The organism is Embleya sp. NPDC050493, assembly GCF_044458105.1.
Classification (GTDB): Bacteria; Actinomycetota; Actinomycetes; order Streptomycetales; family Streptomycetaceae; genus Embleya.
Genome location: NZ_JBITHP010000021.1, coordinates 95,297 through 109,795 on the forward strand (window position 1 = coordinate 95,297; position 14,499 = coordinate 109,795).

Annotated in this window: 14 protein-coding genes; 7 read left to right on the forward strand and 7 right to left on the reverse strand. The window is 72.2% G+C overall.

The genetic code is table 11. From position 1 onward, the window contains the following. The first annotated feature begins 472 nt into the window (after positions 1 to 472). Positions 473 to 1,051: a dihydrofolate reductase family protein gene (locus tag ACIBM5_RS32470; RefSeq protein WP_396010181.1), complete on the forward strand. Its 579-nt coding sequence runs from the start codon at positions 473 to 475 to the stop codon at positions 1,049 to 1,051. Positions 1,052 to 1,112: 61 nt separating this feature from the next. On the opposite strand, the gene ACIBM5_RS32475 is transcribed toward ACIBM5_RS32470, so the two are convergent. Then, complete coding sequence (locus tag ACIBM5_RS32475) at positions 1,113 to 1,985, reverse strand: hypothetical protein (protein WP_396010182.1); 873 nt, start codon at positions 1,983 to 1,985, stop codon at positions 1,113 to 1,115. Positions 1,986 to 2,185: 200 nt separating this feature from the next. Here ACIBM5_RS32475 and ACIBM5_RS32480 point away from each other — a divergent pair, with 200 nt between their 5' ends. Then, entirely contained in the window at positions 2,186 to 2,686 is a 501-nt protein-coding gene (locus ACIBM5_RS32480; RefSeq protein WP_396010183.1) for a hypothetical protein, read from the forward strand. A gap of 113 nt (positions 2,687 to 2,799) precedes the next feature. Here the strand turns inward: ACIBM5_RS32480 and ACIBM5_RS32485 are convergent, their stop codons facing one another. Further along, the gene (locus ACIBM5_RS32485) at positions 2,800 to 3,417 is read right to left on the reverse strand and encodes a hypothetical protein (RefSeq protein WP_396010184.1); all 618 of its coding nucleotides are present in this window, start codon (positions 3,415 to 3,417) and stop codon (positions 2,800 to 2,802) included. A gap of 272 nt (positions 3,418 to 3,689) precedes the next feature. Next, positions 3,690 to 4,559 (reverse strand): RimK family alpha-L-glutamate ligase, encoded by an 870-nt coding sequence (locus ACIBM5_RS32490; protein WP_396010185.1) that lies wholly within the window; start codon positions 4,557 to 4,559, stop codon positions 3,690 to 3,692. Positions 4,560 to 4,909: 350 nt separating this feature from the next. Between ACIBM5_RS32490 and ACIBM5_RS32495 the strand changes: the two genes are divergently transcribed. Further along, entirely contained in the window at positions 4,910 to 5,689 is a 780-nt protein-coding gene (locus tag ACIBM5_RS32495) for a histidine phosphatase family protein (protein WP_396010186.1), read from the forward strand. 487 nt (positions 5,690 to 6,176) lie between these two features. Here the strand turns inward: ACIBM5_RS32495 and ACIBM5_RS32500 are convergent, their stop codons facing one another. Next, positions 6,177 to 7,004, reverse strand: a complete 828-nt coding sequence (locus ACIBM5_RS32500; RefSeq protein WP_396010187.1) for an SDR family NAD(P)-dependent oxidoreductase — start codon at positions 7,002 to 7,004, stop codon at positions 6,177 to 6,179. After that, a complete protein-coding gene (locus tag ACIBM5_RS32505) occupies positions 7,001 to 8,212 on the reverse strand; it encodes an LLM class flavin-dependent oxidoreductase (protein WP_391585966.1) in 1,212 nt (403 codons plus the stop codon). Before ACIBM5_RS32505 ends, ACIBM5_RS32500 begins: the two co-directional genes overlap by 4 nt. A 359-nt stretch (positions 8,213 to 8,571) precedes the next feature. Between ACIBM5_RS32505 and ACIBM5_RS32510 the strand changes: the two genes are divergently transcribed. Both ACIBM5_RS32510 and ACIBM5_RS32515 read left to right on the forward strand, forming a co-directional pair. Next, a complete protein-coding gene (locus tag ACIBM5_RS32510; protein ID WP_396010189.1) occupies positions 8,572 to 10,257 on the forward strand; it encodes an ABC-F family ATP-binding cassette domain-containing protein in 1,686 nt (561 codons plus the stop codon). Between the two features lie 75 nt (positions 10,258 to 10,332). Continuing rightward, on the forward strand, positions 10,333 to 10,845 hold the full coding sequence (locus tag ACIBM5_RS32515) for a DUF6228 family protein (RefSeq protein WP_391585964.1): 513 nt from the start codon (positions 10,333 to 10,335) through the stop codon (positions 10,843 to 10,845). A gap of 57 nt (positions 10,846 to 10,902) precedes the next feature. On the opposite strand, the gene ACIBM5_RS32520 is transcribed toward ACIBM5_RS32515, so the two are convergent. Beyond that, positions 10,903 to 11,895, reverse strand: coding sequence for an asparaginase (locus ACIBM5_RS32520; protein WP_396010190.1), 993 nt, complete (start codon positions 11,893 to 11,895; stop codon positions 10,903 to 10,905). Between the two features lie 309 nt (positions 11,896 to 12,204). Next, a complete protein-coding gene (locus ACIBM5_RS32525) occupies positions 12,205 to 12,411 on the reverse strand; it encodes a hypothetical protein (protein ID WP_396010191.1) in 207 nt (68 codons plus the stop codon). Positions 12,412 to 12,951: 540 nt separating this feature from the next. On the opposite strand from ACIBM5_RS32525, the gene ACIBM5_RS32530 reads away from it, so the two are divergent. Then, positions 12,952 to 13,467, forward strand: coding sequence for an NUDIX hydrolase (locus ACIBM5_RS32530; protein WP_396010192.1), 516 nt, complete (start codon positions 12,952 to 12,954; stop codon positions 13,465 to 13,467). Positions 13,468 to 13,627: 160 nt separating this feature from the next. Then, entirely contained in the window at positions 13,628 to 14,425 is a 798-nt protein-coding gene (locus ACIBM5_RS32535; RefSeq protein WP_396010193.1) for an exodeoxyribonuclease III, read from the forward strand. Positions 14,426 to 14,499 lie beyond the last annotated feature (74 nt).

Sequence of the window (14,499 nt, forward strand, 5' to 3'; positions counted from 1 at the left end):
GCCACGCCTGGCTCCACAGCCCGTGCTCCGCCCCGCTGCGCCGTTGTTCGGCCCCGCGCTGCATCCCGTCCCGCGTCGCTGCGCCGTTGCGGCATGCCATGTCTCGATTCGCCGCGCTCTGTCCTCCGGCGCGGCTTCGCCCCGTTCCGGGCGCGCGCCGCGCCGCGCCGCGTGTTCCGCCCGGCATCGCCTCCGCGCCACGCCCGGCGCGGCCGCCCCGCGCCACGCCCGGCGCGGCCGCCCCGCGCCACGCCCGGCGCGGCCGCCCCGCGCCACGCCCGGCGCGGCCGCCCCGCGCCACGCTGTGCCTTGCTCTGGGCCGCCTCGTCCCTTGCTCTGCTCCGCTGACCTCTCGGCGCCTCCGCTCGGCCTCGGGGGCTGGATCGGTTGCGACCACTACATGTGAAGTACTATAAATGTAGTCGTTGATGGACGGCGTCAGTACACATCGCCAGACAGGAAAAGAGACCGCATGCGAAAGCTCACGTACCTCATCGGCGCGACCCTCGACGGCTTCATTGCCGACAAGGACGGCAATTTCGACTTCTTTCCGGTGGGCGAGGACGTCCTGGCGCACCTCGTTGCCGAGTATCCGGAGACGATCCCGGCGCATGTCGCCCCGCACGTGGGGATTGCGCCCGATGCCGAGTTCCGGCACTTCGACACGGTCGTGATGGGCCGGGCCACGTACGAACCGGGGCTGCGGGCCGGGTTCGCCGATCCGTACAGCCACCTGCGTACGTACGTCGTCACCGGCAGCATCACCGAGAGCCCCGATCCCGGGGTGACCCTGGTGGCCGGCGACCCGGTCGCCAAGGTCCGCGAGTTGAAGGCCGAGCCGACCGGCAAGGGCATCTGGCTGGCCGGCGGCGCGCGTCTGGCGGGGAGCCTGATGGGTGAGATCGACGAACTCGTGATCAAGACCTACCCGATCCTGATCGGCACCGGGATCCCGATGTTGTCCGGCGGGTTCGACGTCACCGCGTTCACCCGCACAGGCGGCACGGTGCTCGCGAGCGGGATGTCCATCGCGACCTACGTCAGGACGTGACGGGGCAGCGGTCGTCGCCATGTCGTACGCGCGTCGGAGGCGCGGGCCGTCGGGTCCACGGTCAGTCGAGGGCGAGTTCGAAGTCCAGGACCCGGTGTTCGATGCGTAGGCCGGCGAGGGGCAGGGCCTGGCGTACGGCGCCCTCGGTGTCGCCGTCGAACTCGAATACCGCGAGTTCGCGCACGTCCGGATGGTCCCGGCGGATCGACTCCACCAGTTCGGCGATCAGGGCGCCGAGGATGTCGGGTGCGACGCCGGGTGCGGTGATCGCCTCGCCCGCGTTGAGGTACGCCCGGTCGTCCTCGACCGAGACGGTGAGTTCGGCGCCCTCGCCGATCAGGCCGACCCGGGGCGGCGGCAGCGTGCGTACCCGGACGGCGGGCAGTCCGCCCGGTGCCCACCAGCCGTTCGGGTCCACCGTCCAGATCCGGCCGATCTCGCCGGTGACCCGGGCCGCGAGCGCACGGGCGGCCGCGCCCTCCGGCCCGGTATCGGTGCCGCTCCAATGCAGCACCCGCGCACCGACGGCGCGGGCCTGCTCGGCGGCGCGCCGGTACATCAGTACGAACGCGTCCCGTTCCTCGGCGGTCGCGGGCGCGTCCCCGGCGTAGGACCCCCGAACCAATCGGCGGGCGAGTCGATCGGCCCGCTCGCCCTGGGCGGTGACACCGGCCTCGCCGTCGCCGTCGATGCTCACCCAGCCGAGCAACCGGCCGGCGCGACGTGCGGTGACCGTACCGATCCGATCGCCGGACGCGCTCGCGTCGACCTCGGCGTCGACCTCGGCATCGACATCGGCGTCCACGTCGGCGGTCGAGGAGGTCCGCGACGGCGGCGTCGGTGCGGGAAGGCCCGCCGACGCGTACACCTCGGTGGCATGCCGCTCCCCGACCGCAGGATCACTGTCCCATTCGAGGGAAATGTCGCGCTTCATGGACCCATCGTCCCCCGACCGGGTGGGCCACACACGGATCGGATACCGCCGTCCGGTCGAGCCGACTCGGCCCGACCGCGTGCGGGTCGGGGGCCCCCGGCCGGCCAGCGCCGTCGATGAGCGTGACTCGCCCGCTCGCCCGCGCCGGGCCGGCGCGAATCGGGATGCGCTGATCTGCGAGGCGGTTGCATACTCGGCGCATGGTCATGCCCTCCGATCGGTTCCGGGATCCGGGGAGCACCGAGTACGACTTCATCGGCTCGATCGTCGTGCGGTGCCCCGGTTGTGCGAAGGCTGCTCGTGTCGTTCGAGGGTCCGAAGTCCCCGATCCCGGGGGGCGGATGCTGTTCCGGCCGCGACGTCTGGTCTGCCGCGGCTGCGGACTGTCACGGGTGTGGGACGGCCGGCGTGTCACGCTCTCTCGCGGCATGGCTCGGCCCGCGGCGGATCCGTACTTCGGCATGCCGCTGTGGCTCCAGGTCGAGACCCGGCATGGGTGGTTGTGGGCGTACAACCTCGAACATCTCGATCTGATCCGTCGTTTCGTCCAAGCGTCGCTGCGGGAGTCGACGCCGTGGTACGACACCGGACCGAAGATGACCTTGGTCGCCCGCCTTCCGGCATGGATCAAGCGAGCGAAGAACCGGGACGAAGTCCTACGTGCCGTCGGTCGGATCCACGCCTCACTGGTTGCCGCCTGAGTTACCGCTCCCGACGCCGCTCGAACGAAGCGGCCTCGGGGAGTGCCCCGGTCCCGGCCCTCCGCCGTGGGGACAAGGCAGGGGCCGGGGTTGCCGGGGCCGGCGGCCGCGGTTTATTCGCCCAGGTCGCGTTTCCAGTGGTGGGTGATGTTGCCGATGCCCCAGACGAAGTCCGGGTCGGGGATGGGGATGGCGAAGGGGCTGGGCCAGTAGCCTTCGAGTTGGACCTGGCCGTTGCTCTGGTCGGCGACCGCCTTGATCGCGTTCGACTCGGCGTCGACGAAGGCCTCCAGCGGAATCAGGATCAGCTCGAGATCCTCGAAGATCTCGGTGGCCATTTCCAGCACGTTGTTGAACAGCTCCGACGAGTTCTCGATCAGCTCGACGGCCGCCTTGTTGAGGTGGATGGAGTACCAGAGGCCGTCCATCTCGCAGGCGGCCATGGGGCCGTCGTCCGCCAGGATCTGCAGGGCGAACGCGCGCAGGGCCTCGCCCGTCAGCCCCTGTTTCGCCGCCTCCTCCTCCCACGCCGGCCGAATCACGCCGAGCACGTCGCGCGCCGCCACGCGGGGCCTGGCCCGTGCCTCCAGGGCCCGGCGCGCCGCCGCCTCCACGTCGAGCGCCGCCGCCGCGTCGAAGCCCTCGATCCTCCGCCCCTCCAGTGCGGCCCGGAACCGGGCGGCCTTCTCTCGGACCTGCTCCTCGGTGACCTCGCCACTGCCGTTCGCCATGGCCCTCGTCCTCCCCCTGTCGTCAGGCGCGCTGATTCCCCCCGCGCGGATCCCCCCATTCGAGCGCAGGGCGTCGCGGAATCCCCATCGTGGAATCAGCCAACTTCCGGCGGTCGTCGGCCGAAACGGTGGGACGGTCACCTGCGGACCCCGGGTCCACACCGGTCCGGACGCGGACTCCGGCTCGCCGCCCGCTTGCCCACGGCCGGGTGGTGACCTGCCCGGTGCCCGGCCGGGGGCGGTCGTGCCCCAGGGGGTGGACGCGTTGCGGGCTACGGCTGGAGTGCGCTCACGATCGCGTCCGCGAAGCGGTCGGCGGAGCCGTCGGCGTAGGCGAGGAACAGGGACGGTTCGGTCAGCTCGAGTTCCAGCAGGGTGGGTGTGCCGTCGGCGGCCGGGATGAGGTCGACGCGGGCGTACAGCAGGGGGCCGACCGGGATCTCGGTCAGCACCCGGGCGGCGACGGCGAGTTCCGCGGCGGAGGGTTCGCGTGCCTCGATCCGTTCGCTGCGATACAGGTCGCCGACCGTTTCGGCGGTGCCGTCGAGCATGGGGCCCTTGCGGACGGCGTGGCTGAAGACGCCGTCGAAGTAGACGAGTGCGGTCTCGCCGACGGTGTCGACGGCCTCCAGGTACGGCTGGACCATCACGGTCCGGCCGTTCGCGAGCAGGTTCGTGGCGTGCCCGGCGGCGAGCGCGCGCTGTTCGGGCGAGGCCAGGTCGTAGCGCTCGGTGTCGAGGGAGCCGGCGCTGATCGCGGGCTTGACCACATGCGGGCCGGACGTGGGCAGCGTGACGGTCGAGTCGGGCTCCAGCCACATCGTCTCCACGACGGGCAGGCCGGCCCTGGTGAGGTCGCGCAGGTAGGTCTTGTCCGTGTTCCAGGCGACGATCGACGCCGGGTTGGCCAGGCGCGGCACGCGCGCGGCCCACTCGATGAACTCCTTGCGGCGCGCCGTGTAGTCCCATACCGAGCGCAGGATCACCAGGTCGTAACCGGCCCAGTCCACCGCCGGGTCGTTCCACACGGCGGCCTCGGCGCGGATGCCGCGAGCTGCCAGCGGTTCGAAGAGCAGGCGCTCGTCCGGGTCGAGGTCCGGCAGCTCGGCGCAGGTGACGAGGGCGACGCGAGGTTCGATCATGCGGTCAGATTATCCGGACACGCGGATGGAAGATCACACAAGTCCTGCCGTGTCTCGTATGAACGAACGACGAGTTGGTCGATGCGATCTTCCGACGGCCGGCGGTGCACCGCTCAGGGCGGCCGTGCCTGGGGTGCGCTGCGGAGGCGGAGGCGGAGGCGGAGGCGGGGACGGCGACGCGCGGCGGGCGTCGACGGCTGGCGACGGCGGGGCGACCCGACCCGACCCGGTCCGGTCCGGTGGCCGGCGGTCGGATTCGGGATGGTGCCCGATGGTCGGGTCCGCCGCCGGGAGTTTCGGTACGTCTCCGGTGGTGAGAACCATGACAGGGATCAAAGCTTGGGGGCACCGTGGTCGGCACATCGGACAACGCGCCCTTCGGGCCCGCCGAGGTCGTCGCCGTACGCCACGGCGAGAGCATGGCCAACGCGGCCTTCGCCGCCGCCACCGAAGCTGCCCTGCGCTCCTCACCGGCGGATGGGCTGCCCGAAGCGGGCGACGGGATGAACGGGTTCGATCCCGCGATGGTCGGTCGGGACGCCGACATCGCGCTCACCGCGCGGGGCGAGGATCAGGCCGGTGCGGTCGGGCGACGGCTCGCGCTCAGGGGCGAGACGCCGGACGTGGTCCTGGTCTCGCCGTACCGCCGGGCGCGTTCGACGATGCGCATCATCGCTCGCGAGGCCGCCCGACTGGGCCTGCTGTTGCCCGCGCCGCGTCGTGACGAGCGGCTGCGGGATCGCGAGATGGGGGTCCTGGAACTGCGGACGGCCGCCGCGATCGAGCGGCTCCACCCGGAGGAGGCCGAGCGTCGACGGCGGGTCGGCGACCTGTACTACCGCCCACCCGGCGGCGAGTCGCTCGCCGATGTCGCGCTACGGCTGCGCACGCTGCTCACCGACCTGCGGCACGAGGCGCCCGGCGCGCACGTGCTGATCGTCGGGCACGACGCGACCGTACTGATGCTGCGTTACATCCTGGAGGGCCTCACCGAGACGGACGTCGACCGCCTGATCCGGACCGACCCGGTGGGCAACGCCTCGATCTCCCGCTGGCGCGTTCGCGACGGGCGGCTGCGCGCGATCCGCTACAACGACATGCGGCATCTGCGCGGGATCGACGTGCGCTGAGCGGGCACGGGTCCCGCCGGCGACCGAGGATCGGCTGTCGCGGTCACGGTGCTCGCGGCGGCCGGCGGTCGGGCACGGGGGAGTGGGCCCGACCGCCGGCGCCTTGATACCCACGGGATACGGCTGCGCCGTCGCGCACTGGGGGTGTCAGGTCCCCTCCCGTCCCGTTCGGTGCCCTCTGGTTTCCCCTCCGCGAGGCCGGAAAACCGTCTCCGATCGAAGAGGTCGAACCCGGCCGGACCAGGCTGCCAACCGATCGCGGACACGTCCATTCGGAGGCGATAGCGCCATTACCGAACAGAAACTTGACGATGTGTCAGTAACCGGAAGAGGAACCCTCGCGCCCCATTTCGCCGCTGATCAGCCGCTTGATCACCGATCGGGCGCCCCGCTCCGCACGGGCCGGTCCGACCCCCGTCACGCCCCGACAACCGTCCGGTCGTCGGCTGCGCGTTCGTGCCGACGACCGGCCGCCACGGTGCCGCGGTCACTCCTTCGACAACCGCTCCAGTGCGCCGATCAGGTCCGGGTACCGTCGGGTGCGGGCGCCGCCGTCGACGCCGTACACACTGCCGGAGACGAACGAGGCCTCGTCGGAGGCCAGGAACAGGACCACGGCCGCCACCTCCTCGGGTTCCGCGAACCGGCCCAGCGGGGCGTTCTCGACGTACTCCTCGACCACGCCCGGGACATGCCACATGCCCGCCGTGGCCTGCGTGCGGATCAGGCCCGGGGCCACCGCGTTCACCCGGATGCGGGACGGCCCGAGTTCGAGCGCGGCCACCTCGGTCAGGGCGACCACGCCGGCCTTGGCCGCGCAGTACGCGCCCATTCCGCGACCGGCCTGGACCGCGTTGAGCGAGGCGAGGTTGACGATCGAACCGGCGCGGCCGTCCTGGGCGCGCATGACCCGGCCGGCGTGCTTGACGGTCAGGAACGCGCCGTTCAGGCACAGGTCGACGACGCGGCGCCAGGCGGCGTAGTCGTGGTCGGCCAGTTCGGCCGCCGTGCCGCCGCCCGCGTTGGCCACCGCGATGTCCAGGCCGCCGAACCGGTCCACGGCTGCCTGTACCAGCGCCGCCACGTCGTCCTCGACGGTCACGTCGGACAACCGGGTGACGCATCGCTCGGCGCCCAACTCCTCGGCGAGCGTCGCCAATCCGGCCGCATCGATATCGCCCGCGACCACGTACGCGCCCTCGGTGGCGAGGCGGTGCGCGACGGCCCGCCCGATGCCCGCCGCCGCCCCGGTCACCAGCGCCACCTTGCCCGCGACGCGTCCCGCGCCGACACCGCCGTCGATCCGCGTGCTCACGCCGTGGTCCCCTTCGTGTTCTCGTAGTCCTTCACGGCCCCGCCGACGGCCTGCGCGGTCTGGTCGCGCCAGGTCCCGGACAGGCCCACCTGCCAGTCCTGGGAGGCCAGCGGGCCGTGCGCGGCACCGGTGAAGTACGGGATCACCTCGCGCGCGATCAGTTCGTAGGAGCGCTTCGTCGCCTCCGGGTCCGCGAAGTCGGCGCCCATGAACAGGTAGGTGCCGAAACCGCCGGACTTCTGCCACAGCCGCTCGATCTGACGGATCGCCATCTCGGGCGTGCCGCAGATGAACGAGCCGGTCCGATTGCCGTGGTCGATCCGCTCGGCCAGTGGTGTGCCGGTGTCCAGCGGGATCGGCAGTACCTTGGCCTGGTAGTTCTGGATGCCTTCGAGGCCGTACGCCACCTCGCGGCGCGCCTGCTCCTCGGTCTCGGCGATGTGCATCATGCCCATCAGCCGCCACTTGGACCGGTCCATGGTCTGTCCGTGACGACCCGCGACCTCGTTCGCGATGCCCCAGTGCGTGCCGAGCGCGTCGAAGCCGCCCTCCTGGCTCGCGGCGATCGAGAGCATGCCCGCGCCGAACCGCCCGGCCGTGCGCGGACCCGCCGGGGAGAAGGTCGCGGCGACGGCGAGTTCCAGCGAGGGGTGGGTGTACGGCCGCAACTGCAGGCGAGCGTCGCGCAGCGTGAACCAGTCGCTCTCCCGGGTCACCGGTTCGCGGCCGGCGAGCAGTGCGACGATCGCCTCCAGCGACTCCTCCATCATCGCCCGCTGACGAGCGGTGTCGATGCCCAACATGTGTGCGTCGGACGCGAGTTGACCCGGGCCGACGCCGAGCATGACCCGGCCGCGGGTGAGGTGGTCGAGCAGGACCAGCCGATCCGCGACGTGCAGCGGGTGGTGATAGGGCAGCGAGACGACACCCGTGCCGAAGCGGATGTGCCGGGTACGGGCCGCGGCGCTCGCGATGAACAACTCGGGCGAGGCGACGATCTCCCAGCCACCGGAGTGGTGTTCGCCGATCCAGGCCTCGGCGTAGCCGAGCCGGTCCAGGTGCTCGACCAGGGCCAGGTCCTGTTCCAGCATCAGGGTCGGGTTGCGTCCCGCCTGATGGAACGGGGCCAGGAAGACCCCGAACCCGAGCGGACTGCGCTCGCCCAGGGCGACCTGCCGGGCGATCTGCTGCGGTTCCGTGTGTGCCACCGCGACTCCTTGGATATCCCCGAAACTGATGAGCCGTCACCGTTCCAGGTTGCGATGCGCGAATCAATAGTTGCACTATGCGAAAGGTGTCGGCCCGCGCGTGCCCTCGCGGCCGGTGCGATCGCCACTCCTTCCCGTGGCATCGACACTCCGGCCGGTGGCCTCGGCCCTCCTCCCGGTGGCCTCGGCCCTCCTGCCGGCGTGTCCCGTGCCCTCCTCGCGGCGCGCTACCGTGCGGGGAGCCCGAAATGCGTTGGCCCGGTCGGCGTGGAGCGGGTAGGAAGGGTTGTCACCCTCGGGACGCCCGGGGAGACCACCCTCGGATCCCCCCGACCGCAGGACGAAGGACGCGCCACGCCATGGGCTACATCGATGTCAATACCGTCGGATTCACCTTGCCCGACGGGCGTGTCCTGCTGGACGAAGTGTCCTTCCGCGTCGGTGACGGCACCACCGTGGCGCTGATCGGTGCGAACGGCGCCGGCAAGACCACGCTGCTCCGGATCATCACGGGTGAGCTGAAACCCGACAGCGGCGCGGTCGCCCGAACGGGAGGCCTCGGCATCATGCCGCAGTTCGTCGGCCGGATCCGGGACGCGTCCACCGTGCGCGACCTGCTCGTCTCGCTCGCCCCGCCGCGGATCCGGGACGCGATGCGCGCCGTGGACGAGGCCGAGCTGGCGCTGATGGAGAACGACGACGAGAAGCACCAGATGCGGTATGCCACGGCGCTCGCCGAGTTCGGCGACGCGGGCGGGTACGACATCGAGCCCGCCTGGGACCAGTGTTGTCAGGCGGCGCTGGGCACCACCTACGACGGCGCCAAATGGCGCGAGGTGCGCACGTTGTCCGGCGGCGAGCAGAAGCGGCTCGCCCTGGAGGCGCTGCTGCGCGGCCCGGACGAGGTGCTGATCCTCGACGAGCCGGACAACTATCTCGACGTCCCGGGCAAGCGCTGGCTCGAACAGTCGCTGCGCGAGAGCCAGAAGTCGGTGCTGCTGGTCTCGCACGACCGCGAACTGCTCGCCCAGGCCGCCGACCGGATCGTCACGATCGAACTCGGCGCGGCGGGCAACACGGTCTGGATCCACGGCGGCTCGTTCGGCACCTACCACGAGGCCCGGCGGGCCCGGTTCGAGCGCTTCGAGGAATTGGGCCGGCGCTGGGACGAGGAGCACGCCAAGCTCAAGGCGTTGGTCCTGATGTACAAGAACAAGGCGGCGTACAACGACGGTCTGGCCTCGCGGCTGCAGGCCGCGCGGACCCGGCTGCGCAAGTTCGAGGAGGCCGGGCCGCCGCAGAACATCCCGCGCGAGCAGGACGTCAAGATGCGGCTGCGCGGCTCCCGCACCGGCAAACGCGCGGTGATCGCCGAGGCGCTGGAACTGACCGGCCTGATGCAGCCGTTCGACGCCGAGATCTGGTACGGCGACCGGGTCGCGGTGCTCGGCTCGAACGGCTCTGGCAAGTCGCACTTCCTGCGCCTGCTCGCGGCCGGCGGTACCGATCCCGAGGTCGAGCACGAACCGGTCGGCGACACGGTGATCGCGCCGGTGGCGCACACCGGCCGGGCCCGGCTCGGGGCACGGGTGCGGCCCGGTTGGTTCGCGCAGACGCACGACCACCCCGAGTTCGTGGGCAGGACACTGGTCGACATCCTCGGCCGGGGCGACGAACACCGCAGCGGGCTGGGCCGCGAGGGCGCCGCGAAGGTGCTCGATCGGTACGAACTCGCCTACGGCGCCGAGCAGCCCTTCGACACCCTCTCCGGCGGCCAGCAGGCCCGATTCCAGGTGCTGTTGCTGGAACTCTCCGGCGCCAACCTGCTGTTGCTCGACGAGCCGACGGACAACCTGGACCTGGTCTCGGCCGAGGCGCTCCAGGACGCGTTGGAGGCGTTCGACGGCACCGTGCTGGCGGTCACCCACGACCGGTGGTTCGCGTCCTCCTTCGACCGCTTCATGGTCTTCGGCCAGGACGGGCGGGTCCGCGAGACGGACGGCCCGGTATGGGACGAGGGACGCGTCGAGCGCGCCCGCGGCTGAGCGAAGCAGCCGGGTGGGGGCGGGTGCCGGGAACCGGAATGACGTCGACGGGCGCTCTGCCCTACGGTTCGGCGGATGCATCCCCACTTCGACGCGGCGAACGAATCGAACGAGCCGACCGGATCGCCCGACCCGAACGACGTGATCATCCGGTGCAACGACCGTCCGGCCATTCGAATTCGCCTGCGCGACGCGGTCAGCCCGGACGACGAGGTCGCCGCGCGCTACACGGCATCGCGGCTCGTGCACTACACCGTCGAGATCCAGGCGCCCGGGATGGCCGCGCATCTCGATCGGGTGGTCGCCTGGACCGGCGAGGCCAGGGAGATAGACGGCTTCCTGACCGATCTCGCCCGTGACTTCGGCGGCTGGGACGGCGAACGCCGCTGGCACACCGACGATCACGACCTCACCGTCACGGCGGCCTTCCGGTCCGGCGGGCGGGTCGAACTGACCTGGGAGCTGCGACCGCGGCGGATGGGCGGCTGCGGCTGGGCGGCCTCGGTGACCCTGGTGGTGGAGGCGGGCGAGCAGTTGGCGGCGCTCGCGGCGGACGTCCGCCACTTCCTGTCCTGTCCGGGCGGATGAACGGACCCCGCTCCACCCCGTGCGGCCCGCGCGGGCCCGGCTCGTCGGGCCTCCGACTCACCCGTGCTCGGTGAAGGCCGAGGCGATCGCGTCGCGGTCGCTGCCCGAGGCGATGAGCAGGCGCAGCAACACCCGCGCCTTGTACGGGTCGAGCAGGCCGGCATTGAGCAGACCGCGGCGTTGCAGGTCGGTTTCCGAGCCCGGCGCGCCGTAGGTGTGCCGCAGCACGGAACCGGCGCCGGTACGCGAGGTCAGTACGACGGGGATGCGCGCGGCCAGTTCGCCGAGCACCGGCGCCAGCCCGGCCGGCACGTGGCCGACCCCGAATCCGGCGACCACCAGGCCCCGTTGGTCGGTCGGGAAACCGGCGAGCAGCGCGCCGTCGTCGTCGAGGGTGACCGAGTACAGCGCGACCCGGGCCGAGGTGAGCGCGGCCGGCTCCGGGATCGGCAGCGGCGCGTGTACCGGCGGTGTGGCCAGGATCCGTACCCGGCCCTCGACCACGACCCCCAGTGGTCCGGTGTCGGGCGAGCGGAACGTGGCGGTACTCGTACTGTGCGTCTTGCGCACCCGGCGCGCGGCGTGGATCTCGTCCCCGAACACCACCAACGCGCCCAACCCGCGCGCGGGTTCCGCCGCCGCGACCCGGGCCGCGGCGAGCAGGTTCGCGGGGCCGTCGGGTCCGGCCAGTGTCGGGTTGCGCATCGCGCCGGTGAGCACGAACGGCTCCGGGTGCGGCCAGACCAGGTCGACGAGGTAGGCGGTCTCCTCCAGCGTGTCGGTGCCCTGGGTCACCACGACTCCGGTCGCCCCCGCGGCGACCGCGCGAGACGCGGCGGCGACCACGTCCAGGACCTGAATGAACGTCAGACTCCCGCTGGGCACCGCCTGTACGTCCTGCACGTCGAGTGCGACACCCAGATCCGCGAGGCCCGGCACGGCGGCGGTCAACTGCGCGCCGTTCAGGCGGGCGACGACCGTACCGGCATCCGTGCCGACCGCACCGGCCATCGCGATCGTGCCTCCGAGTGTGAACAACGCGACGCTCATCGGCGGAGCCTCCTCATCGATGCCTTCAGCGAACGCCGCCAAGGTAGCCGCCCCCGACGTCGGCCGATGGCCGGCGCCGTCCCGAGCGACACCCGTGCGTCGCCGGCGGCGCCGTGGACGCGCTGGGCCGGGTTCCAACACCGGGCCCGGACGTGCAGCGACCCCGAGGGACGGAGGTCCACTCGGGGTCGCCGGGGGATTTCTGTGTTGCCCTGCCGCCGTCCACTGTCCGGCGGTGCCGCGTGCCGTTCGGCCGGTGGTGACATCGTCCGGTCGGTCCGGATCGTGCGTCGGGGGTCACCGTCGCCGTCACCGGGTGAGCAGCTGCAGGTTCCGACGCATGCGTACCGATTCGACCGCGGCGGCGCTCTGCACCACCTCGTGGGCCACCCGCTCGGCACGCCGGGCCTTGGCGGCGGCGCGCCGGGTGCGCAGGGCCTTCATGACCAGGCGGTCCTGTTCGGCACCGGCGAGAAGCTCCTGCTGACGGGTCTTGTAAAGCTCGTACTCGATCACTGTGTCCACCTTCTGTTACTTCGACCCGGTCTCCCCGGCTCGTGGTAACAGCTTCTCGTCCCAGTGGGGGTCCGGACATGAGGCGGATGCCGCATCTATCCCGCACCCCGAACCCGGCCCGATACCTAAGCAGCGCCGAGGAGCCCTAAGGCGGAGTAAGGCGGAGTAAGGCGGCCTAAGGCACCCTCTGAGGCCCCTGAGCCGGCCCGGTCCGCAGGGCCGAGCGGCGGTGCGGGCGCGGCTAGTTGCGACGGTGGGCGGCAGGCCGATCGATCGATCGTATGCGGAGATATACCGCCGATCGGCGCGGCGGACAACCGCCGTGTGCGGGGTCCCGGCCGACCGAGGCGGGCACGCGCGCGGACGCGGCCGGGAGCACGCGTCGGGCGGGGCGACGGGTCGAGGAGCGGCGATGGCGGTACCGACGCCCGTCGGGCGGGGCACGACGCGGCCGAGATCGGCTCCGCCGTGCCTTCCGGGGCGGCACGCGGGCTCGACCCCGGGCCGGCTGCCGTCGCCCGGCCCGCGAGGATGGCGGTCATGGCGTCAACCGTGCTCGCATCGCTGACCGTGCCCTGGATCTCCACCGCGCACCGGATGGACGTACTGCGCTGTACCGACCCGCCCGAGGGCTACACCGTCACCACCGCCTTCGTCCTCGCGTTGGACGGCCTCGGGCGCACGCTGCTGACCCGGGTGGACCGACCGGGACGCGGCTGGGAGGTGCCGGGCGGGCACCTGGACCCGGGGGAGACCCCGGTCGGGGCGGCGGCGCGCGAGCTCGCCGAGGAGGCCGGGCTGCGGGTGGCCGCCGAGCGCCTCACCCTGTTCGGTGGCCAGCGGATCACCCTCCTGGACATGCCGCCGGCCGACTACCGCTATCCGCGCCGGACGTTCCAGGCGTTCTTCACGGTGCGGCTGCCGGATCCGGGCGCGCCGACCCGGCCCGACCCCGGGTCCGAGTGCGACGCGGCGGAGTGGGTCGAGCCGGCCGAGGTGGCCGCGCGTTGCCCTGGCGCGGCCTGGCAGGCGCTGCACGCCGCGCTGCTCGGCTGAGACAGCCGCCGCGGCCCGGCGCCGTCGTACGGCCGGGCGGTCGTACGGTCCCGCCCGCCGATCCGGGGTCGCCCGACGTCGACGGCCCGCCCCGCCCGCCGATCCCGGGCCGCCGCACCCCCCGACTTCGCACCGACCCGAAACGGGCTAATCTGCACCGATGATCACCGTCTCCACCGCCAACGTGAACGGCCTGCGTGCCGCCGCCGGCAAGGGCTTCACCGAATGGCTGAACACGACCGAGGCCGACGTGGTGTGCCTCCAAGAGGTGCGGGCCACCCCCGACCAGCTCGCCGACGAGGTGCGCGACCCCAAGGGTTGGCACGCCTACTACGCCCCGGCGACGGCCAAGGGCCGGGCCGGCGTGGCCGTGTACAGCCGGGTCGAGCCGACCGCGGTGCGGATCGGGTTCGGGTCGGCCGAGTTCGACGCGGCCGGGCGGTGGATCGAGGTGGACCTGCCCAAGGTGACCGTGGCCAGCCTGTACCTGCCCACGGGCGAGGCGGAGACGCCCAAGCAGGAGGAGAAGACCCGGTTCATGGCCGACCTGGTCGCGCACCTGAAGGTGATGCGGGCGACGGCGGCGATCGGCGGGCGCGAGTCGTTGGTGTGCGGGGACTGGAACATCGCGCACACCGAGCACGACATCAAGAACTGGAAGGGCAACGTCAAGAAGTCCGGCTTCCTGCCGGAGGAGCGGGCCTGGCTCGACGCGTTGTTCGGCGCGGCCGACTGGCACGACGTGGTCCGCCGGATCCACCCCGACGGCCCCGGGCCCTACTCGTGGTGGTCCTACCGGGGGAAGGCGTTCGACACCGACGCGGGCTGGCGGATCGACTACCACGTGGCGACCCCGGCCCTGGCGAACGCGGCGGTCACCGCCGTGGTCGAACGCGCCGACACCTACGCGGAGCGCTGGTCCGACCACGCGCCGGTGACCGTGGCCTACGACATCTGAACCGCCCGAGGCAGCCGAGCCCGCAGCGATCCCGGCCCGGACCGCCCGCCGGCCGAGCCGGGCCCATTCGCGGG